Below are 24,373 nucleotides of genomic sequence, written 5' to 3' on the forward strand. Positions count from 1 at the left end.
GCTCCTCGCTCATAGCGGACCTTTAGCCCAGTTAGCCTGTCCGCCTCGTGCCAGATGCGACCCTGGAGCGTCTCTATATTGTTATACGAGGCATCTCGGTATGATCAATACAGCCCAGGCCCTGTAATGTCGCATGGACAGCTTCATCAAGAGGGGTGTGAGGCTCGGCACCTAAAAAATTCACCAGTTTCGTATTGTCCAGGCGAACCGGCTGGCGCCACAGGTACCGCATCTCCAGAAGTTCGCGTAAGGTTGCGTTGAAAGGTGCTGCCAGGTACATCAACCACCACGGAAATGATTGTATTTTGGCCATGCCGCCATAGCGTGCCGCTGTGCGTTGAATCGCGCTGACCATTTCGCTGCCGTCGGCATCCCAGTGACCTTGCATATGAAAACGTGCAAAGGGCTCAAGCTCCTCGCGTCGTGCCAGCAGCGCAGCTATCGTTTCCGCGACATCGGGTAAGTAAGCCCACTGGTGACCGGTTGCAAACGAAGCTGGATTGGCAATGACGCCAGGCAGCTTGCCGGGCTTAATCAGACCTTGAGAAAACCAGTTATTACCGGCGCGCGGACCAAAAAAATCCCCCGCGCGGACGATCAATACCCGTCCGCCACGCTGCGAATAGGCCGCCAGTTCTTTCTCCATTTGTACCCTGATCGCTCCCTTCCTGGTGACCGGCGTCTGCTGAGTGTCTTCCCGTAATAGCGGAAAAGCGTCAGGACCATAGTTGTAAACGGTACCGGGAAGCACGATCAAGGCGCCGGTTCGTTCTGCTGCGCCAATCGTGTTGCGCAGCATAGGCAGCACCAGATGCTTCCAGTTTCTGTAGCCGGGCGGATTGACGGCGTGAACGATCGCGCTACAGTCTGCTGCCGCAGCGGCGACCTGCTCCGGATCGAGAGCGTCGCCCCCTACCCACTGGATGTCACCACGTCGTTCACTGCCATGAAGTCCTCGTTTTAGTGCACGAACGTCCCATTTTTTCTGAATGAGCCGGCGCGCCGTTTCACCACCGATTCCGCCGGTTGCGCCAAGTATCAGGACCTTGCCTCGGGTTTCCATATTGTCTGCCTCTTTGCTGATTTGACCTTGACAGCGTACGTACAGGCAGAGCTAAATGGAATTGCATATCTTTATAGGGCAGCTATACAAATTTGTATGAATACATCTATCCCATGGGAGTGGTACCGAACATTTCTGGCTGTGCTCAGGGAAGGCTCGCTTTCCGGCGCATCACGCAGGCTTTCGATTACGCAGCCTACGGCGGGACGGCATATCGCTGCGCTCGAGTCCGCTCTGGGCCAGGTGTTGTTCACGCGGTCGCAGACAGGCTTGCTGGCGACTGAAACGGCGCTGGCGCTGAGGGTGCATGCCGAAGCGATGGAGAGCACCGCGAATACGCTAGCGCGCACAGCCTCCAACTTTAGTCATAACAGCGCGTCCATTCATGGCGTCGTCCGCGTCTCCGCGAGTGACGTTATCGGCGTTGAAGTTCTGCCGCCGCTTATTGCCAGGCTCAGGGAGTCTCACCCACAAATAACGATTGAATTAGTTCTGTCGAACCGGGTTCAGGATTTACTGCACAGGGAAGCCGATATTGCTGTACGCATGACCACGCCAGTACAGGAACAGCTTATTGCGCGTCGCGTTGGCCGCATTGAACTCGGTCTCCACGCATCGACGTCCTATCTTGCACGACATGGCACGCCTGAAAATAGCGAAGATCTGCTGAAACATGCGCTGATTGGCTTTGATCAGGATACGCCTTTCATCCGTAAGGCCCTGGAAAAATTCCCTCAGCTAAGCCGGAATGCATTTTCCATGCGCACCGACAGCGACGTGGCTCAGCTGAATCTTATTCGCGCCGGGGCCGGCATTGGCATATGCCAGGTGCAGTTGGCCAATGGCTCTGTTCCACTGCAGAGATTACTGCCGAATTTCTTTTCTTTCTATCTTGATACCTGGATCGTCATGCACGAAGACCTGCGCAATAGTCTGTGCTGCAAATTGGTTTTCGATGTTCTGGCAAAGGGATTAGAGGAATATATCGGCCAGAAACAGGCACAGTGAATCGCCATGGAGAAATGGTCCCTTTAAAGTGCCTGTATACTCCGCGCGTTTTCTCCGGGAGGAATCCCGCTCCTCGGTCATGCCGGCCGCTACGCACTCCTCCGGCAGCTCCGCGTCGATGCAGAAGCCGCGATGACCATGGTTCTGCATGAGCGCAACACACGATCCTGCGCATCATCATTATCTGTCTTTACTCTCACAGCCTTAACGCTATAGCTAAATGGGCATTGGTGGAGTTTGGTAGACAGCGTTGTGCCTTGAGCGGAAAGCGGGTCCAATTAATACAATCAGCGCAATGCTTTTGAGAAACACACGGCTTCTGTCCTACCGACATAGGGGCCGTAATTTTCAATACGGATATATCCATTTTTCTCGTAGAAATTTACTGCCCGATGGTTGATGTGTCGGGTTTCCAGTCTGAGTTCGCTATATCCCATATCTTTTGCAGATGTTTCCAGAAAAGTGAGTAAAGCTCCCCCAACTCCAGGCACGCTTCGGTCTGAAAACATTCTTTTAAGCTCGGCTATATTTTGCGTTATCGGCCGAATAGCGCCGCATCCTATTGCTTCGCCATGAGTATTCTTTGCCAATACCCATAAGGCTTTGTCATCATTCATTGCTTCAACGGTGAAATTGCTTTTGCCACTATCCCCCGTAATAGCGGCAAGTTCAGCTGATAGCATTTCGATTAAGCGATGGGACTCTGAAGAAAATGGATCGGATTTCTCTACAGTTATCATGGTCGTATCCTATAAATGAGAGTAACCAGCATAAAGTATCCTGCCTCAGAAAGCATGAACCGAAACTGATGCTGGAAGAGTATCCTTTCCCAAACTATCCCGGGGATGTTATGTCTGCTATTAGCTCATAGCGGAGATTCAACTCAGTTAGTTCGTCCGCTCCGTGCCAGGATCAGACGTTGTCTTCTCCCTGGTTCGCTATTAAACAGTATACGTGTGACCGGGTTGTCCCCCCGGATTTCGAACTGACAGGGTTAGATACGTTTATAGATAGCCCATCAAAAATGGGGAACGTTTAATGAAGGGGCGCTCGATCTGGGAAACCATTCGTTTTTTGTTAGGTCAACCGCGTAGTTGCCATATAAGTAGCATCAACTTTGAAGGTCCCACTCGCGAAAAACTGGGAGATTAAGGCTCCATTTGGCGACGTTGAGCAGAGTGTTCAACTTCCATTCCTCGCTCATAGCAGACATTCGGTACTATTTTTCCAGTCCAGTTTGTGCGAGACCAGCCTCATCAGGCAACCCAATCCCGTCGACGTCACGCCATCAGCGAGCGAGACGAGAGCGTCGCTGCGGTGGCAAAAATTTCCCCTTCCCCGTTTGTTCTGTTGACTTATTCTGTAAAAAGATTACTTTTCAGGACATGAAGAAGATACTTATTATTGTCCCGGATGGCGGCATGCTTTTTGAATCCGCCGGTATTGCCGACATTCTGATGCAGGCCAACCGTCTGCACCCGGAAGGCGCCGGGGAGCTTTGCTACCAGGTCCAGCTAGCGACCACCCAGCCGCATCAGGTGATCCATGGTCAGTCCGGTTTAAATCTGCTGGCCGATCATCGCCTTCATGAGATAGACCCTCGCGAGCCGCTCGATACCATCATGATTACCGGCAGAGGTCAAAACCCGCAGGAAGGGGTTGCGGTGGTTGACTGGCTGCGCCTTGCGGCTCCCCATGCCCGCCGCATTGCCTCCATATGCGGCGGAGCCCTGCTGCTGGCGCAAACCGGGCTGCTGGACGGCAGGCGAGCCACTACCCACTGGAAGCTACTGGATACCCTGCAGGCGGAATTTCCCCAGGTACGTGTCGAAGGCGGTCCGCTCTACATTCAGGACGAACACATATGGACCTCTGGCGGGGTCAGTTCCGGCTTCGACCTCACCCTGGCGCTGGTTGAAGAGGACTACGGCTTCAGCCTGGCGCGCGATATTGCTCAGGATTTCGTCATGTACCTGCGTCGTCCCGGCGGCCAACTGCAGTTTAGCCGCTACAACCTTCAGCAGACCAGCACCCTGGGCCCCATTAACGATCTGCTGGCGTGGTTGCTCGCAAACCTCACCGCCGATCTCAGCGTGGATAAACTGGCGGAAAGGGTCGCCATGAGTCCAAGGAATTTCACCCGCGTATTTACCCGGGAAACCGGTGCTTCGCCGGCGCGCTACGTCGCCGAAGCCCGTCTGGCCGCCGCGCGGCAGCGTCTGGAGCAAACTAACGAGACGCTGGATCGTATCGCCGAACAAACGGGATTTGGCAGCAGCATTAACCTGCGACGGCTGTTTGAAAAACAGCTTCACCTCACACCCGGGGAATATCGCCAGCGATTTCACTGTCGCAAAATGGCGTAAAGTGATCCTTTTTTGTCATTTACGCCAAAGCCTGCCCGGCCTACTCTGACGCCAGAGACAATGGATAAGGAGTTAATCATGGTAAAGGTCGGTATTAACGGTTTTGGCCGTATCGGACGCAACGTACTGCGCGCTGCACTGGGCAATTCGGATATTCAGATTGTGGCGATCAACGATTTGACGGACAGCAAAACGCTGGCGCATCTGCTAAAATACGATTCGCTGCTCGGTAAGCTCGACGCGGACGTTACCGCCGGTGAAGGGCAGCTTGTGGTTGACGGTAAACCCATAACCGTATTCAGCGAACGCGACCCGGCCAATATCCCGTGGCATCAGCGTGAAGTCGATATCGTCATTGAAGCCACCGGATTCTTCACCGATCGCGACAAGGCGGCGGTGCATATCCACCGCGGTGGCGCAAAGCGCGTGATTATCTCCGCCCCCGGCAAAAACGATGATTTAACCATCGTGATGGGCGTTAACGATAGCCTCTACTCCCCGGATAAACACTACGTGGTCAGCAACGGTAGCTGCACCACCAACGGTCTGGCGCCTGCCGCCCAAGTTCTGCACCAGCATTTCGGTATTAAGCACGGCTTAATGAACACCACCCACGCCTACACCAACAGCCAGGCCCTGCACGATCAGCCGGAAAAAGATCTGCGCGGCGCTCGCGCCGCCGCGCTGTCGATAGTGCCTTACTCCAGCGGCGCAGCGAAGGCGCTGGGCAAAGTTATTCCTGAGCTGGATGGCCGCTTAACGGGATACTCGCTGCGCGTCCCGGTACCGGTGGTGTCTATTGTCGACCTGACCGTGACGCTGGCGCGAGAGGTGACGGCCGAAGAGGTGAACAATGCCTTTCGTGAAGCCGCCGCCGCGGGGCCGCTAAAAGGGATTCTCGGCTATAGCGATGAACCGCTCGTCTCCAGCGACTACCAGGGTGACCCGCGCTCGTCGATTATCGACGGTCTGTCAACGCTGGTGATTGGCGGCAATATGGTTAAAATTCTGGCGTGGTACGACAATGAATGGGGATTCTCTAACCGCCTCGTTGACCTGGCGCTAATGATGGCAAGGCGTGAGCGTTAATTCACTGCGGGTGTTATTGATAGTTGACATCACTCTGTCCCGGAGAGATTCCCTGGTGACGCGCAGCAGGCTCCTCTGAGCGCCTGATAAAAAGCATAAATGCCCTCGAAGGGCATTTATGCTTTAGCGGTAATGTGCGAGGGTCAGTATTTACTTAACCATTATTCCTGCGGGGCCGGAAAATAGTCAGTGCACAAATAGCGCGATTAAAATAATGATAGGGATTGGCACACCCAGAAAGAAAAGCAATATTGAACGCATAGGTTCCTCCCGTATAATGAGTATTAGACGTTATAAATCACGCTGACGGCCGCCATAGGTGGCACAGAGACTGGCAACAAAAGCGCCAATTAACAGAGAAATAAATGACCACAGAGTGACGTAGCTGGTGGTTTTTCTGGCAGCGTCTGCGGCCTGCTGCGCTTTATCTTTTGCCTCTTTCAAATTAGCCTGGGCTTTATCATAAACCGCCTGTACCCGCTGCTCGGCCTCTTGCTGACTGATGCCGGTATTCTGAGAAACCAGCTGCGCCACATAGGTCAGATCATCCTTGGGAAGCGCGCCAGAATAAATACTGTTAGCAAAAATGCCCGTCACCTCGGCTAATTGAGCGGGTGACTCCGCCTTTGGCGGCGCCGGCTGATTCATGGCCATAACATCATTGCCCGATGCGTTGCTGTTACCTGCCGGAGTGGAGCCGCTAGCCCTGAACAGCGAGCGGGTAAAATATTCCATCGATGACTTCGATAACATCGATGATCCCTCCCCCGCGTTATTCACGGCGGTTGCCGTCGCGCCCCCGGCAACGGAACCAACGACTTTTGCGCTGCCGCCGATGAGTGAACTGATGGTGGTGGTTAAAAGAACGGCTGATACCAGCAGCGCCACCGCCCATGTCAGAAAGCCATGCGCCGTATCGCGGAAATAGATTTCATTGGTATGCGTATCAACCCATTTAGTCCGAAGCCGTCCGGCCAGATATCCCCCCATTCCTGACGCCACAATTTGGGTAAACGTCAGCCAGGCGATGGCGGCAATACCGACGGTACCCGCCGCAAGGCCTTGATTTTCCCAGGGAGAGATTGAGGTGAGGCCTAATCCGGCGCCAAGCATGAGCAGCATAAGCGCCAGCGAGGCGGCAGCGGCGGCGCCTGCAAATATCGCCCCCCATGAAACCGCGCTCGCGCTGTTTACAGCAGCCGCAGGCAAGTGCCTGGCCGCTTCCTGACTGCTTATATTGGTAGAGTCGTAGATATTCGTCATTTACGTTGTCCTTTGAAATAACTCAATTAGCCCGGTGTCGTTTTACACAAACGTCCAGAGCAGGAATTTACCTGCCAGACCCAGGGCAATATCGAGCGGGATAATTATCGTCAGCAGCCATCACTCGCTGCTTAAATTTTGGGCATTCGACACAGAGCCAATTATCTAAATTAATACGAACGAGCAGTGTATGAATTTAATCAACAATTTGATTTTAGTAGATGATTTTATTTTAACCATTTTTTATCGCCAAAAATATTGCCGCATAGCTGTAACTACTTGTTAGCAATGAATTTCCAGGCGCAGGGAATTGCGTGGCGAAAATATGTACTACGGATACGGATTGGCCAGCTCAGATAGAATTATCTTATTTTTGTAGTGGTAATTAACTGAATAGCCTTGTTTATTAAAAGTGGCGTTAGTTTTTTATTTGCATTATCTGCTATTTCATATACCGGCCGGCAACGTAAATAATCGCCCGCTGCTGATATCGCAGCAGATGAACAGATTGAGAGGGGCACGGGGAAGCGGTCACTCCCGCCTCATAGCGATCGCGATGGCTCCCCCGGCATCCCTGCTTCATGCCCGTTCCGCCCCGGACTCATTGGCCCTTTTGATTAATTAGCGGGCAGACAACGCAAAGCGCTGCTCAAGTACATGCGCAATCTCATCGTCTTCCAGCCGCTGCTTTTCTACCCGATCCGCGGTAATGCTCTTGAGCGTATTGCCCAGCAGAATAAAGCGCCCCTCGGGCTGATGCTGTATAACCAGCAGCTTTTGTACAAAGACCGCGTCGGGGTGCGTGGAGTTAAGGAAATTGGCCGGAGCAAAATCAATCCATTCCTGAGGTGACAGGTCAAAACCATATTGATTGGCCCAGCTTCCCTCAACTTTTGCCTGCAGCAGATACTCACCGTGCGCATCGCGGCTAAGCCGGAACGTATCGAAATCCTGGATAATGTCCGTATCAAGTTCATCCAGGGCCAGCGGCGCGCGAATACCGTAGCTCCCAAAGCCAAGGTCGCAAAGCCACTGACGGCCCTCGACTTCCGCGACGACCGCCATATGGGTTTTAGGCCGGCGCGCGGGATAGAACATGGGCCGCGCCGCGACAAACCGCCAGGCAATGCCCAGCGCTTCCAGCGCCATGGTAAACAGCCCGTTGAGTTCATAGCAGTAGCCGCCCCGTCTCTGCCGTAAGAGCTTGTTGGCAATATCATCGGGCGCCATCGACACGATTTTACCTGCCTGTACGTCCAGATTTTCGAAGGGGATGGCAAAGAGCTGGTGACGCATGAGCGCGTGTAGCGTTGCGGTATCCGCTGCCGCAGGCCCGCTATAGCCTATGCGGCGGAAGTAAAGTGAAAGGTCAAAACTGTCGCTGTGCATGTGATTTCCCCGGCTGGTTGGTGTGGAACACACTATAGATGGCGCTCCGCTTCGCCTGTATAGTCAGATTTATCAAAAAGCAGACTATACAGATGACGATGTCCGAAATATCCCCGCCGACGCCCCACTACCGCCGTATAGCCGATATGCTGCGGCTGACGCTTGCTTCAGGCGCTTTACGGGCAGGCGATCGCATTATCTCCGCGCGTAAACTGGCCGAACGCGAGCAGGTCAGCCTCCCCACGGCCCTGGAAGCGCTGCGTTATCTTGAGGCGGAGGGTCTGATTATCGCGCGACCGCGTTCAGGCTATTTTGTCCGCCAGCCAGCCGCCTCCGGAAACGAACAGCGCGCTGCCTCTTTGCCCGGTCCGGTGCCGGTGACTATGTCCGCCATTGCCCGGTCGCTGTTCGGTAGCGCTGAAGCGCGTCTGGTGCCGCTTGGCGCCGCGCTACCCGATCCCGCCTGGCTTCCCGTGGATGCACTACAGCGGGCACTGCACACCGCCGGTCGTCGGCTTGATGCGCGCGGGCAGAGCTACAGCCTGCCCCCGGGAAGAGCGGATCTGCGCAGAAAGATTGCCGCACGCGCTGCGCAGTGGGGCGCTCTTTTTGGCGCGGATGACCTTATCATTACGGCAGGCGCAACCCAGGCGCTACGTTTGGCGCTTCGCGCGGTATGCCAGCCGGGCGATGCTGTCGCGATAGAGCAGCCCGCCTACTTCGGCACGCTTCTGCTGCTGGAAGATCTGGGTCTGAAAGCGTTACAGATCCCCACAGACCCGATTGAAGGCTTATTGTTGACGCCCCTTGAAGAGGCTATCCAGCGCCACCGCCCTGCGGCCGTGCTTGCCTCACCCACGGTGCAAAATCCGCTGGGCGCCAGCATGCCCGTCGCGCGCAAGCAGGCGCTGGTGGCCCTGCTTGCCGATCAGGGCATCCCTTTAATTGAAGACGATGTATACGGCGATCTGGCCGGTGGCGCGCAGCGTCCGCCCGCGTGTAAAGCCTTCGACAGGGACGGAAATGTGATTTATTGCAGTTCGCTGTCGAAAACCCTGGCGCCGGGCTGGCGAATTGGCTGGATTGCTGCCGGACGCTATCACTCCGCGGTATTGCAGGCCCGCATGGCCGGAGAATGGGCAGGCGCGCCGCTGATTGAAGCCGCGGCAAACGAGATCCTCGCCAGCGGCGATTACGACAGGCACCTGCGGCATCTGAAGCTGCGGATTGCGGAAGGTATGCGCGCTATCATCACCCGAGTTGAAGCCTGCTTCCCACCGGGCACGCGCGTCGCGGCTCCGGAAGCCGGCTTTTTGATTTGGGTACAACTCCCCTCCAGGATAGATGCGCTGGAGGTACATCGTCGCGCACTCGCCCTGGGCATTGGCGTCAGTCCGGGGCCGCTGTTTTCCCCGGGCGCGGCGGAACTGCAAAACTACCTGCGCCTGAACGGTGCGAATGAACCCACCCCCGCGCTTTTGCATGCCGTTGAACAGCTCGGTATCGTATGCCACGAATTGGCCAGGGAACATTGACAGCGGCTATTGCCCGGGGCCGGTCAATTGGAGATAAAACCAGGATAGGGTAACCAATCGGGACGGGCAACGTGTCGGCCGCCTCCTCGGGGTGAACCGCGCGCTTTTTTCAAGCGCGCGGACACAGGCAGACTGAACCAGCTCTTCGACAACCAGAACCAGCCCATAGCGCCACAGGCGTGTCAGATATGCAGCAAGATGCTGACGGACGCCGCTGGTCGTAATTTTTTTATCCTCATACTCTTATTCAGGACTCAGGATGACCGTCGATCGCTGCCTGAAGATCCCGGTACTCCTCGCAGCTATGGCCGCACAGCGTGGCGATAGTTTTCAATTGCTCTTTTGCCAGGTCAGGACGGCCTTTCGCCAGCCATGCTTCACCAAGGTATTCACGTACTTTGGCATAGGTCGGATCGAGCGCGATTGAACGCTGATAGTAGCCGATGCCCTCATCGGTACGGCCCAGCTTACGCGTGGCATAGCCCCGGTAATTCCAGGCTTCCGCGGTATCGCCATTTTTCAGGGTGTTGAGCAGGTCCAGGGCCGCCTGGTACTCCCCTTTTTTGGCCAGATGATAGGCATAACGCGTTTTGTCTTCATCGCTGAGCTGGCTTGTTTTTTCAGGGACGCACTGTTTTTTCGTGCTGTCATACACCTGTCCGCTGGGGCAGTCCGGCGTTTTGCTATTGGTACTATTGTCACCTGCGGCCAAAACCGGCGTGGTCAGCAGAGCAAACACCACGGGCAGCAGCAGACGTTGATTAATGGCGGAATGTAAAAACGACAACGTGTTCATAGTGAACTCCGGGTTAACGAAAAGAACGGCAAGGCAGCATACGACGCGGTATGCTGTCCCGTAGCAAATAGTGAGGGAAAAGCGCGCAGCAAATATGACCGGCCCGCCACCCATTTTTCAGGGGCGTTCCCCGCTCCAGCGGCTCCCGGATATGTGCGCTTACAAACAGGAAAATGACATTGGCTGCGGTGACCCAATGCCGTGCCAGGGTAAAACTATCGCGGCACTGTTGTGTTAGCGGTTGCGTTGTTGCAGTCATAAATGATGACTCCATCAGTACGTTGATGATGAGTTAACGCCACAACCTTTTAATCTATTCGATAAAAAATACGTTTTTTCGTTTTTTATCGCCGGGCTCAGGTACGATCCTTCTTCGCGCCCTCGTATGAGTATATATCCCCGTTTATTCCTTCACATTTCTGGCGACGCAGCGAAGAGAAGTATCTGGTCGCCAAATATCAGTGATAGCCAGCGCCGGGCTGACGTTGACGGAACGGCCCGGCATGCCCCTGGCCTCTGACGCGGTAAAACGGAGGCTTAAAAAACCTAACGGGAATGTCACTCAGCTAAAAAACCACCATCAATGGGATAAACGCCTCCGGTACAGAACGCTGATTTATCTGACAACAAAAACAATATGAAGTCTGCGATTTCCTGCATTTTTGCCATCCTTTTCATAGGGTGGCTATTTGCGAAACTGCGTACGATATTTTCAGGGAATTCGCTTATTCGTGGGGTTTGGACATAGCCCGGAGCGACGGCATTGATGCGAATGCCTTGACATGCAAACTCCAGCGCTGCGGTTTGGGTTAAACCAATTATACCATGCTTAGCGGCGGTGTAAGGCGCCAGCCCAGGAATGCCAACCAGACCATTTACTGCAGATAAATTAACGATAGCGCCCCCCATCTTCATCATCTGAGGTATCTCGTATTTTAGGCAGTAAAAAACGCTGCTCAATGAGGTGGCAATGACCTTATCCCAGTTTTCAACTGTCTGCTCTGTTATCTTTTTACCATGCTCACCTGTTATGCCTGCATTATTGACAGCATAATCAAGCCTGCCAAAATAGTTGATAACGTCATCTATCATTTGCCGTACTTGTTCGGGCTGTGACACATCGCATCCGATCCCCATTGCTGGTTGTCCCTGTGAAGACAATTGTTTCGCTTTTTGTTTCGCCTCCTCTGACGAGCGGGATACAATGACGACCTTCGCGCCATGTTTGTGTAACTGCTCTGCGACTGCCTCGCCTATACCTGCAGTGCTGCCGGTGATAACAGCCACTTTATTTTGAAAATTCATAATCCCCCCTATGACGTAGCATTGAGTCTTACATCTGAGGAAGTATACAAATTCGCAGTGACAGTTTTTGTCAGTACTCTTTCTCCGGGCCGATCCCCTCTTTCATTCTCCATTTATTCAATAAAACTAACCTGCTTTCACTATACCTGGAATCCAGCGGCACAATGCCTTGTATTTTGTCCGTTCTAAAATGACGGAAATCCTTTCTCATTTCACACCATGCAACCAAAAGCCAGCATGACTCCATATATACCAATGCGATGGGCCATATGACTCGAGAAGAGTTAACATTGCTCTTATCACAATACTTTATTTTGATCCTCTTTCGTTTTTTAATCGCATTACGCAAGTCTTCAAAAAACACCTCATTCTTTTCTGTGGGACCGGTCAGATAGGATTGACTCTCAATAAGATTTTTTAATTCACCGGGAATAACGGTATGTATTTTGGCAAGCGCATTCCTTGCGTTTTTTTTGAAATCATGATCCGTATTATGAGAAACCCAATTAAGCCCAAGTATAATAGCATTGATTTCTTCATGAGAAAGATTTAGGGGCGGCAAATGAAAGTCAGACTTAACGATATAACCCATTCCAGCCACCCCTTCAATGCACACGCCTTGCTGCTGTAGCGTTTTTATATCTCTGTAAAGGGAACGCACGCTTATTTCTAATCTTTCTGAGAGAGCGGATGCCGTGATCGGATATCTTTGCGCCCTTAATATCTGTAGTAATTCGAGAAGCCTTTCTGTTCTGGTCATGCTGATAAATCCATCTTGATCCTGAGACGATATCTTAACGCCTCTGTTGGATAAATATCTTAGTATAAAGCAAACGTACATGCTTAAGCTGAGTGGCTCCCCGTTGTTTAATACACCGCGACAGGACATAGGGTGAGTTTGGTAGGCAGTGCTTTGTGCCAGAAGCGGACATTATCGCTGGATAATATCCAGAAACCGGCTTCAAACGTTCACCATGCTACACTTTCGCCCTGAATCAGATAAACAAACGGGTAGTCACGTTGGATAACGGATCTCAAATACGATGAAAGTGATATGGGTGAGGCACGCAGAAACCGAGTGGAATCATAGAGGGATTATTCAGGGGCGTCGCGACAGCTTCGTAACCCACCGCGGTATGCAAGAAACAGCGGCGTTACTGACAGCGCTGACGAAAGAGGCATATCCGATAGAATGTGTTTACAGCTCCCCGCTTGGGCGCGCCTTGCACATGGGGCTGAAGCTGTCTGAAGGTCTTGGCTGCCCGTTAAAAGTTGAAGAATCTCTTAAGGAACAGTCGTTTGGTTGCTTTGAAGGGATATCTTTCGAGCACTTCAGGCGAGACAATCCGCGTGATGCAGATGCGTTGCTCGCCCTTGATGCAGCCTATTGTCCCCCGGAGGGAGAGTCGTTAGCCCAGGCGACTCGACGCGTGATAAATTTCTTACAACACCTGCAAAATACCAATGAACATCAGATCGTCGGTGTTGTTTCTCACGGGCATGTCAGTCAGGGCGTGCTGGCGTTACTTAAAGAGGGGACTCTCGATAACTTCTCTCGCTATGCTCACCCCAATGCGAGTTACTCTGTTTTCGATTTTACGGACGGCAAATGCGCCGCGCTCAGATGGGGGATAGCTACCCACCTCATTCAACTTCAACGGTAAACTCCCATTAAGACCCCGGGGGTCCTGTGTGCCCGAGCGGGTATTAAATGCTGATACCTTTTTCATCAGTGCCTCACGCCATGGCGTGAAGCGTCGGCTGGCCCCGCTCTCACTCACGCTTTTTTACCTGGCGGGAAAAGCGCAGATTGCTTCAAAAAAATTACCGTATTTGGTATATTGTTGTTTATTGCTTACTCACCTCTGCGGTGCCAAAAAGAACAAGATTCACCGCTACCCAGGATAAGAAAATGTTAGATTACCGCTTCCCGACAGCTTTGCAGATGGTTCTCAGCGTAGCAATGGCGGAGCAGTTGGGTGAACGTTCGACGAGCGCGATTCTGGCCTACGGCCTGGAAGCGAACCCGAGCTTTATCCGCAAACTCATGGTTCCTCTCACCCGTGACGGCATAATTGTCTCAACGCTTGGCCGCAACGGCTCTATTCATCTTGGCCGCCCGGCGGAAGAGATCACCCTGCGCGATATCTACGTCTCCGTTATCGAAGATAAAAAACTGTGGGCATCGCGCCCTGACGTCCCCGCTCGCTGCGTGGTCAGCGCAAACGCGTGCTGGTACTTCAAATCTATCGCCGATGAAGCGGAGCAGGCTTCGCTACAGGTACTGGCACGCCACACCGTGGCAAGCGCGCTGGAAGAAGTGAAAAAAGCCGATACCAGCGGGTGCGATCCGGTGCCTGAACTTATCGCCAAATATAAAGAAGCCCATTAATTTTCCTTGAGCGCCAAAAAACCGCCTTCACAGTGAAGGCGGTTTTTTGTTATCTGCCGCACCCTACGCCGGCGAAACGTCCTCAGCAGGTTTACCGCGCGTCACGAATTTACGCAGCGTCACGTAAAACACCGGGGTCAGGAACAGACCAAACAGCGTCACCCCCAGCATCCCGGAGAACACCGTGATCCCGGTAACGCCGCGCACTTCCGCGCCCGCGCCGTGACCGAGGATCAGCGGGATGGTCCCGGCAATAAAGGCGATAGAGGTCATCACAATCGGGCGTAAACGCAGGCGACACGCCTCCAGCGCCGCTTCCATGATCCCTTTCCCCTGGATTTCCAGCTCGCGGGCAAATTCCACGATCAGAATCGCGTTTTTACAAGCCAGCCCCATCAGCACCACCAGCCCCACCTGTACGAACACGTTGTTATCTCCCCCGGTCAGCCAGACGCCAAACAGCGCGGAGAGCATCGTCATCGGCACGATAAGAATCACCGCCAGCGGCAGCGTCCAGCTTTCATACAGCGCCGCCAGCACCAGAAACGCCAGCAGCACCGCCACCGGGAAGACGATCAGCGCCGTATTGCCCTGCGTGGCCTGCTGGAAGCTCAGATCCGTCCATTCGATATTCATCCCGTTCGGCAATATCTGGCCGGACATCTTCTCCAGCTGCGTCATCGCCTGCGAGGAAGAGAGTACGCGCGGATCGGCATCGCCAATCAAATCCGCCGCCGGATAGCCATTGTAGCGAATCACCGGGTCCGGCCCGTAGGTGGTGCTGATATTCACCATACTGCCGATTGGCACCATTTCGCCCTGATTATTCCGCGTGCGCAAATTGGCAATATCCTCCACGCTTTCGCGGAACGGGCCGTCAGCCTGCGCCATCACGCGCCAGGTCCGCCCGAACTGGTTAAAATCATTGACGTAAGACGATCCCAGATAGGTTTGCAGCGTACCAAACAGATCGGTGAGCGACACGCCCTGCGCTTTCGCCTTATCACGATCGACCTGGACATCCAGCTGCGGCACGTTCGCCTGGTAGGTGGAGATCGGGAAGTGCATCCCCGGCGTCTGCATAATGGTACCGGACATCGCGTTTACCGCGCTTTGCAGCGCACCATAGCCAAGACCTGCCCGGTCCTGAATATAGAGCGAATAGCCGGAACCCTGGCCGAGCCCTAAAATCGGCGGAGGCAAAATAGAGAAGCCAAAGCCCTGCTGGATTTGCGCGATTTTCGCGTTGATCTCAGCGTTAATTTCCGCCGCCGAATGTTTACGCTGGTCGAACGGCTTCAGGCCAAAGAAGACCGTTCCGGTATTCGGCGTATTGGTGAACTGCAGCGCGTTAAGCCCCGGAAACGCGACCGCGTAATCCACGCCTTCGGTATTCATCCCGATTTCGCTCATTTTGCGGATCACCGCATCGGTGCGCGCCAGCGAAGAACCTTCCGGCATTTTCACGCCGCCGATTAAATACAGTTTATCCTGCGTCGGTATAAATCCGCCGGGTACCGCTTTAAACATGACGCCCGCCGCGCAGAGCAGCAGCACATAGACCACAAACACCGCCCCGCGTCGTCCGAGCGTTTTTCCCACCAGCCCCTGATAGCCGTTCGAGCTGCGGTGGAAAAAGCGGTTAAACGGACGGAAAATCCAGCCGAAAAGACGGTCGATAAGCCGGGTCGGGAAGTCTTTCGGCGCGCCGTGCGGTTTTAGCAGCAGCGCGGCCAGCGCCGGAGAGAGCGTCAGCGAGTTGATGGCGGAGATCACCGTGGAGATGGCGATCGTCACCGCAAACTGCTTGTAGAACTGGCCGGTTACGCCCGAGAGAAACGCCATCGGCACAAACACCGCGCACAGCACCAGCGCAATGGCGATAATCGGGCCGGACACCTCACGCATCGCCTGATGCGCCGCGGCGAGCGGAGCCAGCCCTTCCTCGATATTTCGCTCGACGTTTTCCACCACCACGATGGCGTCATCCACCACGATGCCGATGGCCAGCACCAGCCCGAACAAGCTCAGGGTATTCAGCGAGAAGCCCAGCAGGTAGAGAATGCTGAAGGTACCCACAACCGAAACCGGCACCGCGATCAGCGGAATAATCGACGCGCGCCAGGTTTGCAGGAACAGGATCACCACCAGCACAACCAGCACCACCGCTTCCAGCAGCGTTTGCACCACCGCGCGAATGGAATCGCGGACAAAAACCGTCGGGTCGTAAGGCGCCGCCCATTTCATATCCTGCGGGAAACGCTTCGACAGCTCGTCCATTTTGGCGCGCACCGCGTTAGACAAATCGATGGCGTTCGCCCCCGGCGACTGGAAGATACCAATCCCGACCGCGTCTTTATTGTTCAGCTGGGAACGCAGCGCATAGCTGCCGGAGCCCATTTCGATACGCGCCACGTCGCGCAGGCGGACGACCGTACCGTCCTGCGTTGTTTTCAGGACAATATTGCCAAACTCTTCTTCGGTATGCAGGCGCCCCTGGGCGTTAATGGAGATCAGGAAGTCGCTCTCTTTCGGCAGCGGCTCGGCGCCAAGCTGCCCGGCGGAAACCTGGACGTTCTGCTCCTGCATCGCCGTGACCACATCCGACGCGGTCAACCCGCGCGCCGCCACCTTGTTGGGATCGAGCCAGACGCGCATCGCGTATTCGCCCGAGCCAAAAATCTGAATTTGGCCAACACCGGGCAGGCGCGCCAGTTCATCCTTCACCTTCAGCGTGGCGTAGTTACGCATATACAGGGAATCGTATTTACCGCCGGGCGAAAACAGATGCACCACCAGCGTCAGCGTCGGCGACTGTTTCTGGGTGGTGATCCCTAAACGCCGCACATCTTCCGGCAGACGCGCTTCGGCCTGCGATACCCGGTTTTGCACCTGAACCTGCGCCTGATCGGGATCGGTACCCGGACGGAAGGTTACGGTGGTCACCAGTACGCCGTCAGAACCGGCGACGGACTTCATGTACATCATATTTTCAACGCCGTTGATCGCCTCTTCCAGCGGCGTCGCCACGGTCTCGGCAATCACTTTCGGGTTGGCGCCCGGATACTCCGCGCGCACCTGCACGCTGGGCGGTACGACGTCAGGATATTCGCTCACCGGCAGCAGCGGGATGGCGATTAATCCGGTGATAAAAATCAGAATCGACAGAACGGCGGCAAAGATCGGCCTGTCGATGAAAAAACGGGAAAAGTCCATGGGTTGGATTCTCAGGTCAAGGGATCAGTTGATGGCGGTGCTGGCGGTCATGGCCACGGTTTTCGCGTTAACCGGCATGCCCGGCATAAACACTTTCTGTAGACCATCGACGATGACTCTGTCGCCCGGCTTCAGCCCCTGCTGCACGATGCGCAAACCGTCGGCCAGACGCCCCGGCGTAATATCACGGCGCTGCGCTTTACCCTCTTTATCAACGACATAAACATATTTGCGATCCTGATCGGTCAACACCGCTTTATCATCGATAAGCGTGGCGTTGAATTCCGCGCTGCCCGGCAGGCGGACGCGGGCAAAGAGACCCGGCGTGAACTGACGCTGCGCGTTATCCAGCAGCGCGCGCATCCGGATCGTGCCGGTGCTCGGCGTTAACTGATTATCCAGAAAATCCACTTTGCCCTGATGGGGGTAGCCCTCTTCGCCAACCAGGCCAATCTCAACCGGCAGCGCCAGGTGATTGCTGGACGCGCCCTGCCCGCTGCGGGCGAGATTTTGATAATGGAGGTAGGTCGACTCGTCCACGTCAAAGTAGACGTAAACCGTCTTCTGCGACACCAGCGTGGTGAGCACGCTGGCGCTGTCGCCGGCGGTGACGAGGTTACCGCTGGTGATCAACGCCCGGCTGGCGCGGCCATCGATAGGCGCGGTCACTTTGGTGAAGTCCAGGTTAAGCTGCGCGGCGTCGACTGCCGCCTGCGCGGCGCGGATGTCGGCCTGCGCCTGAGTGGCCGCGGCGCGGCGCTGCTCCCACTCTTCGCGGGAGACCAGGTTGGTATTGACTAATTTATCGGTACGGTTAGCCTCGCTTCGCGCCAGGCTGGCCTGCGTTTTGGCTCGCGCCAGCGTCGCCTGCGCCTGTTCCAGCGCGGCGCGATAGGTTCTGTCATCGATAGTGAACAGCACCTCCCCCTTTCTCACCTCCTGGCCGTCGGTGTAATTCACTTTATCAATGTAGCCGGAGACGCGGGGTCGCAGCTGGACGCTTTCCACCGCTTCAATCCGACCGTTAAAGCTGTCCCACTGACTAATGGATTTGACGACCACATCAGCGGCGCTGACGGCGGGCGCCTGCGGCGCGGCGTTTTGCGCGACGCCCTCATCGCATCCAACGAGGAGCGCGGAGAGCAGCATCACGCCCGGCACAGTCAGATGAAAGTTACCCCAGTATTTTTGCAGGCTCATTATTTTTATTCCGGTATTGGTAGCCGCCGGGCAAGACGCAGCGGGAAGACACCGCGCCACTTCCTTTGTCCGGTCTGGCTTAAGGCCATTTGTGTCGTTCATCGCCACAAAACTGTAACAGTTGCGAATACACTATCGCGGCGATTGTAGGAAGGCGCTAAATTTAGTGCAAGAATAATTGTTGCACTTTATGTGCTATTCCTGGCGCCTAAAAATGGCGCGTTTCCGGCATGGATTTAAATGCAACAATAAAACTTGCAATTAGTGCAAAAACGGGCCACCTTTAAATGCAACAGATAAAGATGCTTTTTTAGACGCTGCGTAGAGGTACATCAGATGAACACTGGCGCATTCATTCACGATTTACTCGACTGGATCGACAACAATCTTGATAGCCGTCTGGATATTGGCACCGTCGCCAGGCGAGCAGGCTATTCGAAATGGCATCTGCAGCGGCTATTTAAGGAGCATACCGGTTATCCTCTTGCCGAGTATATTCGCGCGCAAAAGCTACAAAAATCGGTCGAGCGCTTAGCCCACAGCGACGAACCGATTTTGAACGTGGCGATCGCCCTGGGCTTTGACTCCCAGCAGTCCTTCAACCGCAGCTTCAAGCGTCAGTTCGGCCAGGCCCCCGGCGCATGGCGCCGCAGCATCGGCAACCCGGATACGACGGGATTACGCCAGCCGACCCCGCCCTTCTCTGACTAAATTTTGCGCTCGCCGCGGCGCTGTGGCCGCGGCGGATATTAAGCGCCTCACTCCGCATCCAACCTGCGCGCAGCTCAGGGATCTGCCGTTCTTCGACCGGCAAAATAGTGCGCGGGGGTGCTCCCCATCGTTTTTCTGAACATGGTGATAAACGCGTTGACCGACTCATACCCCAGATTAGCCGCCACGTTTTGCACCGATACCCCGCTTGCCAGCTCCCGCAGGGCAATAATCAAATGCAGCTGCTGACGCCATCGCCCGAAGGTCAGGCCGGTTTCGCGCAGCATCAGGCGCGCTAATGAGCGCTCGCTGAGCGCCAGCCGTTTCGCCCAAACTTTAAAGGTGCTGCGATCCTCCGGGTGGCTGACCAGCGCATCCGCCATGGCGCGGATCTTAGGATGCGCCGAAACCGGCAGACTCAGTTTCTGCTGCGGCATGGTGGCCAGCTCATCGAGCGTCACTCTGGTCAGCCTGCCGACATGGCTCTCCGCGGCGTAATCGACGTCCGCATTCGTTAAGCGGTCAACTAACGCTTTAATCAGCGGCGAAATCGCCAGCGTGCAGCATTTCTCCGGCAGCGCGGCGGCGCCGGGTTCAATAAACAAATAGTTGAGATGCGCATTCCAGGTCGCTTTGGCGCTGTGCGGGATCCCGCCGGGGATCCACACCGCGCAGTCTGGCGGCACTATCCAGATATCGTTTTCCGCACGACAAATCACCGCCCCATAGAGGGCAACGATCAGTTGTCCCTTGCGGTGGGTATGAACCGGCACTTCTGCCGCGTAATCAACGAAATCAATATGCCGCGCGACGGCAGGGCTCGGCGTGCTATCGGGATCAAACAGGGTATGGGCAAGTCTGGATGGCATCTCATTGGCAACATTTAGGTATTTTTTGACAGAATAGAGCATTTAAGGAGACGCGCAAAGCGGGAATAATTCCCGGCATGAGCACATTAACTTCCCATCACAGCCGTTTTTTACACGCGATAAGCCGTTGGTCAGGCCGCATAGCCTCTCCCTCGCTGCTGAGCGACGCCCATGCCCTGCTCTATTCCGTCAGGAGTTTTGCCGCCGCGATGCTCGCCTATTACGTTGCCCTGGCGATTGGCCTTGAACGGCCCTCATGGGCCATCATCACCGTCTACATCGTGTCGCAAACCTCGGTGGGCGCGTCCCTGAGCAGAAGCCTTTATCGCCTGGCCGGTACCGTGGCCGGCGCGGGGGCCACGGTATTGATTGTGCCGACGTTTGTGAATACGCCAATTCTATGTAGCGTAATTCTGGCAGGCTGGATCACCTTCTGCCTCTATTTATCCCTGCTTGAACGCACGCCCCGCGCCTATGCCTTTGTGCTGGCCGGTTATACCGCAAGCCTGATTGGTTTTCCCGCCGTCGCCGATCCCGGCACGGTGTTTAACATCGCCCTCATCCGGGTACAGGAAATCGCGATCGGTATCGTCTGCGCCGCGCTGATTCACCGCTACATTTTACCTGCCCGGATATCAGGGCTGTTTAACAGCAAATTAGCCCAGACGCTGCACGCCGCGCGCCAGCGGATTGCCGACACCCTGGCAGGCAAGGCCGACGCGCAGTCAGAGCCGCTGCATCTGGCGCTGGCGCTACAGTTTCTGCAGGGCATCAGCCACCATATCCCGTATGATTTTGCCCTTTCGGTTCCGGCCCGCCAGGCCAGGAAAGCGCTCCATGACAGGCTGGCGCGGTTAGTGATTGTCAACGGCGAAGTACGCGATCGTTTGCAGATCATCGCCGAGATGCCCGCCGCGATGCAGGCTCTACTGAATGACGTGCAGGTCTGGCTGACCTGCGACGATACCGGCCAACGCAAAAACGCCGCAGAAGCGCTGCACCAGCGCAGCGCGCAGTTAGCGCAGCGGCTCGCGGCGCAGGCGCTGACCTTTGAAGATGCGCTGCGGGTAAATTTCTTACGCTACATCGCTGAGTTGATTACCCTACTGCAACAGTGTGAGCGGCTTTCGGAGGCCATTCATCACGCCAGGCCTGCGCCAGCGCAGGCGGAAGATCGTGCGGCGACAGGATACGTTTTCCATCGCGATCCCCTCAGCGCCGCCCGCACGGCGTTGGGCGCTTTTGTCATCATTCTGAGCGGCTGTCTGCTATGGATTTACTCTGCCTGGCCCGATGGCGGCACGGCGGTGTCAATTCTTGGTGTTTGCTGCACGCTGTTTGGCAGTTTCGACACGCCGGCCCCGCATATTGTGAAATATATTATCGGCTCTGTCTGGGGCGTAGTGATAAGCCTTATCTATAGCTTCGCCCTGCTTCCTCCGCTCAGCGATTTCCCCGTGCTGGTGGCGGTGCTTGCCCCGGTCTATCTGCTTGCCGGATCGCTGCAGGCGCGGCCCCCCACGACCTTTATGGCCATGGGGATCACCCTGACGCTGCCGGTACTGTGCGAGCTGGGCGCGCGCTACAGCGGCGACTTCGCCGACGCGGCCAACACCGCGATCGCCCTGTTTTTCGCGACCGGCTTTGCGGTTATCGGCATGAGTCTGCTGCAAACCGTACAGGCGGACGCGGCGATAAAGCGTCTGCTGAAACTGTGCCAACGAGATATTCGCCGCAGCGTGAGCGGCGTATTTAAAGGCGACGAAACGCACTGGACCAATCTGATGATCGACCGGGCCGCCCTGCTGCTACCACGCTTGCCGCGCAGCGGGCAGTCCTCCGCCCGGGCGCTCGATCGCCTGGTGCACTTTCTGCGCATAGGCCTCTGCGTGATGCGCCTGCGCCGTTGCGAAACGCCCGCCGGCAGCGATATCCACGAGATGCTTTCTCGTCTTACCCACACAACGGAGACCGAAGCCTTACGCGAGCGCATTGCCGCCATGGCGAACCGCTGCTTGCCCGCGAGGGAGGAACAATCATGCCAGTTTGTCGACCGACTGGTCGATCTGCACTGCGCGTTACGGACGCAGAACGAGGAACCCACCCATGATAGATGACATCAATATCGGGGGTGTTTTTATCCCCGGACTGCTGCTGACCGCGCTCATTGCCCTGGTCTGTACGCTGCTACTCGTACCGCTTTTCTCCTGCAGCAGGCTTTACCGCCGCTTGCCCTTACGCCCGCTGCTTGATGTTTCAACCTATATCGTGACCTTTTTCCTGCTTTTGCAGGGCCTGACCACACTGGGGTTATTCGCATGAAATCTTTTTTCTCTTTGCTGGGCCGTTACGCGCTGACGTTAATCGCAGTAGCGGTAGCGGCCTGCGTGGCGTTTATTTTCTGGAAACAGTATGCGCAGACGCCCTGGACGCGCGATGGCCGGGTTCGGGCAGATGTGGTGCAGATTGCGCCGGATGTTTCCGGGCCGGTGAGCAGCGTGGCGGTGCGGGATAATCAGTGGGTTAACCGCGGCGATGTGCTTTATGCCATCGACCCGCGCTGGCTGAAGCTGGCGGTGCTCAGCGCGCAGGCCGACGTCGAAGCAAAACGTCATGAAATGCTGATGCGCCAGGATGCCGCCCGGCGACGCGCGCTCATCAAAGGGGTCATTTCCGGCGAGGATATCCAGCAAACAGGCAGCGCAGCGCGCGTCGCGGCGGCCAATTATCAGGGGGCGCTGGCTGCGCTGGAACTGGCGCAGCTGAATTTATCCCATGCAACGGTGCGCGCCCCGGTTACCGGCTACGTGACGCATCTTCGGCTCCGCCCCGGCGACTACGCCGCGGCGGGAGAGACAAAGATCGCCGTGATCGATGCGCACAGTTTCTGGGTGGTGGGCTATTTTGAAGAGACTAAGCTGCGTCATATTCGCGTCGGAAGCGCCGCACACATTTCTCTGATGGGGTTTGACCCGCTCATCACCGGGCACGTGGAGAGTATCGGCCGGGGGATCGATGATAGCAATGACGAGACGGGCGGACTGGGGCTGCCGGATGTCAATCCCACCTTCAGCTGGGTGCGACTTGCGCAGCGAGTCCCCGTTCGTATTCAGTTAGATAAGATACCGGAAGGGATTGAACTGGTGGCGGGACTATCCGCCAGCGTTTCTATCCTGCCTGAAAAGCCATGAATAGCCCTGACGGCGTGCTACGTGGCTCAGGCTATCCACCCATAGTAGACACAAGACTCAATGAGGAAACGACGCTTCCTGCAAAAATATCTGGCCCGAATATACCGAACTCGATATTCTGTAATGCTTTGTATTTTTTGTGAACAGGAAAAAGTATGCTTAGTACGTTACCCGATTTACACAGAAGTTTTGCAGAGCAACTCAAGCTTAACGTTCAGTCTGACGCCCGGATTCACTCCCTGCTCGGGGGCGGATCGCTTATTCATGGCGGATTTGATCAATACTCCGATTTGGATTTTGTCGTTGTGGTAGACCCTCTCTACTACGATGAAATCATGGCGCAGCGTGTGGCGTTCGCCGGAACAGCAGGCAACCTGCTGCATGCGTTCACCGGGGAACATGTCGGAGAGCCTCGCCTGCTGATATGCCTGTATGGCCCTGAACTCCTCCATGTCGATCTGAAATTTGTCACCCTGGACATGCTCACTCAACGCGTTGAGGAGCCGGTAGTGTTATTTTCTCGCGATCGCCATGCCCTGGAGCGACATCTGGCACAATTTCGGGCCCAGTGGCCTGACATGACGCCGGAGTGGTTTGAGTCCCGAGCCTGGATCTGGCTTCATTATGCGGTGGTTAAACTGGGAAGGGGCGAACTTTTCGAAGCGATGGGTATGCTGTCATTCTTCCGGGAGCAAGTGCTGGGACCGATGCTGTACCGCCGCGCCAATCTACCGCAGCGTGGGGTTCGCCGCATTGAATGCCACAATATCGATCCTGAGGGCCTGCTGACCTCCACGCTGGCCACGCACGATCGTGACTCCGTCAGCATCGCCATCAGCAAGGCGGTTGACGCTTATATCAATCTCCGCGCTGATGCGCTGCCTGAAAATATCGCGGACGATGCGGCACGACGGGCGCTCCTTGCCATGCTGAAAGCGTATTCTGAACGGGTTTAAACGATACTTCCGGCCGCTTAAGTG

21 protein-coding genes and 2 pseudogenes are annotated in these 24,373 nt (G+C 55.5%); 12 read left to right on the top strand and 11 right to left on the bottom strand.

Features of this window, described 5'->3' with window-relative positions:
* Window positions 1-73: 73 nt before the first annotated feature.
* Window positions 74-1,063: an NAD-dependent epimerase/dehydratase family protein gene (locus ABLU67_RS02115; protein ID WP_207171423.1), complete on the bottom strand. Its 990-nt coding sequence runs from the start codon at window positions 1,061-1,063 to the stop codon at window positions 74-76.
* A 96-nt stretch (window positions 1,064-1,159) separates the two neighbouring features.
* On the opposite strand from ABLU67_RS02115, the gene ABLU67_RS02120 reads away from it, so the two are divergent.
* Complete coding sequence (locus ABLU67_RS02120) at window positions 1,160-2,071, top strand: LysR family transcriptional regulator (protein WP_049082507.1); 912 nt, start codon at window positions 1,160-1,162, stop codon at window positions 2,069-2,071.
* A 287-nt stretch (window positions 2,072-2,358) separates the two neighbouring features.
* Here the strand turns inward: ABLU67_RS02120 and ABLU67_RS02125 are convergent, their stop codons facing one another.
* The gene (locus tag ABLU67_RS02125) at window positions 2,359-2,811 is read right to left on the bottom strand and encodes a GNAT family N-acetyltransferase (RefSeq protein ID WP_014229171.1); all 453 of its coding nucleotides are present in this window, start codon (window positions 2,809-2,811) and stop codon (window positions 2,359-2,361) included.
* Window positions 2,812-3,011: 200 nt separating this feature from the next.
* On the opposite strand from ABLU67_RS02125, the pseudogene ABLU67_RS02130 reads away from it, so the two are divergent.
* The 3 genes and pseudogenes from ABLU67_RS02130 to gap all read left to right on the top strand — a co-directional run bounded on the left by ABLU67_RS02130 (window position 3,012) and on the right by gap (window position 5,526).
* Window positions 3,012-3,223, top strand: a pseudogene (locus ABLU67_RS02130) (hypothetical protein).
* Window positions 3,224-3,456: 233 nt separating this feature from the next.
* A complete protein-coding gene (locus tag ABLU67_RS02135; RefSeq protein ID WP_014229170.1) occupies window positions 3,457-4,437 on the top strand; it encodes a helix-turn-helix domain-containing protein in 981 nt (326 codons plus the stop codon).
* A 78-nt stretch (window positions 4,438-4,515) separates the two neighbouring features.
* Entirely contained in the window at window positions 4,516-5,526 is a 1,011-nt protein-coding gene (gene gap / locus ABLU67_RS02140) for a type I glyceraldehyde-3-phosphate dehydrogenase (RefSeq protein ID WP_049078942.1), read from the top strand.
* Window positions 5,527-5,817: 291 nt separating this feature from the next.
* Here the strand turns inward: gap and ABLU67_RS02145 are convergent, their stop codons facing one another.
* Window positions 5,818-6,789 (bottom strand): hypothetical protein, encoded by a 972-nt coding sequence (locus ABLU67_RS02145; RefSeq protein WP_064358473.1) that lies wholly within the window; start codon window positions 6,787-6,789, stop codon window positions 5,818-5,820.
* 621 nt (window positions 6,790-7,410) lie between these two features.
* Complete coding sequence (locus ABLU67_RS02150) at window positions 7,411-8,178, bottom strand: arylamine N-acetyltransferase (protein ID WP_064358474.1); 768 nt, start codon at window positions 8,176-8,178, stop codon at window positions 7,411-7,413.
* A gap of 38 nt (window positions 8,179-8,216) precedes the next feature.
* Between ABLU67_RS02150 and ABLU67_RS02155 the strand changes: the two genes are divergently transcribed.
* Window positions 8,217-9,713 carry a PLP-dependent aminotransferase family protein gene (locus ABLU67_RS02155; RefSeq protein ID WP_064358475.1) on the top strand — a complete coding sequence of 499 codons (1,497 nt, stop codon included), beginning with the start codon at window positions 8,217-8,219 and terminating at the stop codon, window positions 9,711-9,713.
* An 87-nt stretch (window positions 9,714-9,800) separates the two neighbouring features.
* On the opposite strand, the pseudogene ABLU67_RS02160 reads toward ABLU67_RS02155, so the two are convergent.
* From ABLU67_RS02160 to ABLU67_RS02175, 4 genes and pseudogenes are all read right to left on the bottom strand, one after another.
* Window positions 9,801-9,938, bottom strand: a pseudogene (locus tag ABLU67_RS02160) (RNA polymerase sigma factor); the annotation flags it as partial.
* A gap of 22 nt (window positions 9,939-9,960) precedes the next feature.
* Window positions 9,961-10,509, bottom strand: coding sequence for a tetratricopeptide repeat protein (locus tag ABLU67_RS02165; RefSeq protein ID WP_014838337.1), 549 nt, complete (start codon window positions 10,507-10,509; stop codon window positions 9,961-9,963).
* A 558-nt stretch (window positions 10,510-11,067) separates the two neighbouring features.
* The gene (locus ABLU67_RS02170; protein WP_025107943.1) at window positions 11,068-11,814 is read right to left on the bottom strand and encodes an SDR family NAD(P)-dependent oxidoreductase; all 747 of its coding nucleotides are present in this window, start codon (window positions 11,812-11,814) and stop codon (window positions 11,068-11,070) included.
* 70 nt (window positions 11,815-11,884) lie between these two features.
* Window positions 11,885-12,574 (bottom strand): YafY family protein, encoded by a 690-nt coding sequence (locus ABLU67_RS02175; RefSeq protein WP_064358476.1) that lies wholly within the window; start codon window positions 12,572-12,574, stop codon window positions 11,885-11,887.
* Between the two features lie 283 nt (window positions 12,575-12,857).
* Here ABLU67_RS02175 and ABLU67_RS02180 point away from each other — a divergent pair, with 283 nt between their 5' ends.
* Window positions 12,858-13,478, top strand: a complete 621-nt coding sequence (locus ABLU67_RS02180; RefSeq protein ID WP_038424436.1) for a histidine phosphatase family protein — start codon at window positions 12,858-12,860, stop codon at window positions 13,476-13,478.
* A 248-nt stretch (window positions 13,479-13,726) separates the two neighbouring features.
* The gene (locus tag ABLU67_RS02185; RefSeq protein WP_004121015.1) at window positions 13,727-14,206 is read left to right on the top strand and encodes an Rrf2 family transcriptional regulator; all 480 of its coding nucleotides are present in this window, start codon (window positions 13,727-13,729) and stop codon (window positions 14,204-14,206) included.
* Window positions 14,207-14,269: 63 nt separating this feature from the next.
* Here ABLU67_RS02185 and oqxB read toward each other — a convergent pair whose 3' ends face one another.
* On the bottom strand, window positions 14,270-17,422 hold the full coding sequence (oqxB, locus tag ABLU67_RS02190) for a multidrug efflux RND transporter permease subunit OqxB (RefSeq protein ID WP_014229160.1): 3,153 nt from the start codon (window positions 17,420-17,422) through the stop codon (window positions 14,270-14,272).
* A 24-nt stretch (window positions 17,423-17,446) separates the two neighbouring features.
* On the bottom strand, window positions 17,447-18,622 hold the full coding sequence (locus ABLU67_RS02195) for an efflux RND transporter periplasmic adaptor subunit (protein ID WP_064358477.1): 1,176 nt from the start codon (window positions 18,620-18,622) through the stop codon (window positions 17,447-17,449).
* Between the two features lie 336 nt (window positions 18,623-18,958).
* Here ABLU67_RS02195 and ABLU67_RS02200 point away from each other — a divergent pair, with 336 nt between their 5' ends.
* Window positions 18,959-19,333: a helix-turn-helix domain-containing protein gene (locus ABLU67_RS02200; protein ID WP_004850429.1), complete on the top strand. Its 375-nt coding sequence runs from the start codon at window positions 18,959-18,961 to the stop codon at window positions 19,331-19,333.
* Between the two features lie 74 nt (window positions 19,334-19,407).
* Here the strand turns inward: ABLU67_RS02200 and ABLU67_RS02205 are convergent, their stop codons facing one another.
* Complete coding sequence (locus ABLU67_RS02205) at window positions 19,408-20,202, bottom strand: helix-turn-helix transcriptional regulator (protein WP_009653008.1); 795 nt, start codon at window positions 20,200-20,202, stop codon at window positions 19,408-19,410.
* 77 nt (window positions 20,203-20,279) lie between these two features.
* Between ABLU67_RS02205 and ABLU67_RS02210 the strand changes: the two genes are divergently transcribed.
* The 4 genes from ABLU67_RS02210 (at window position 20,280) to ABLU67_RS02225 (ending at window position 24,349) form a co-directional block, all read left to right on the top strand.
* Window positions 20,280-22,319, top strand: a complete 2,040-nt coding sequence (locus tag ABLU67_RS02210) for an FUSC family protein (RefSeq protein WP_202019782.1) — start codon at window positions 20,280-20,282, stop codon at window positions 22,317-22,319.
* Window positions 22,309-22,524, top strand: a complete 216-nt coding sequence (locus ABLU67_RS02215; protein ID WP_143440187.1) for a DUF1656 domain-containing protein — start codon at window positions 22,309-22,311, stop codon at window positions 22,522-22,524. The genes ABLU67_RS02210 and ABLU67_RS02215 overlap by 11 nt, the downstream gene beginning before the upstream one ends.
* Window positions 22,521-23,393 carry an HlyD family secretion protein gene (locus tag ABLU67_RS02220; protein ID WP_116280028.1) on the top strand — a complete coding sequence of 291 codons (873 nt, stop codon included), beginning with the start codon at window positions 22,521-22,523 and terminating at the stop codon, window positions 23,391-23,393. The genes ABLU67_RS02215 and ABLU67_RS02220 overlap by 4 nt, the downstream gene beginning before the upstream one ends.
* A 155-nt stretch (window positions 23,394-23,548) precedes the next feature.
* Window positions 23,549-24,349, top strand: coding sequence for a hypothetical protein (locus tag ABLU67_RS02225; RefSeq protein WP_049069654.1), 801 nt, complete (start codon window positions 23,549-23,551; stop codon window positions 24,347-24,349).
* Window positions 24,350-24,373: the final 24 nt, after the last annotated feature.

It is taken from the genome of Klebsiella sp. GN_Kp190 (genome assembly GCF_040061795.1).
Classification (GTDB): domain Bacteria; phylum Pseudomonadota; class Gammaproteobacteria; order Enterobacterales; family Enterobacteriaceae; genus Klebsiella; species Klebsiella michiganensis.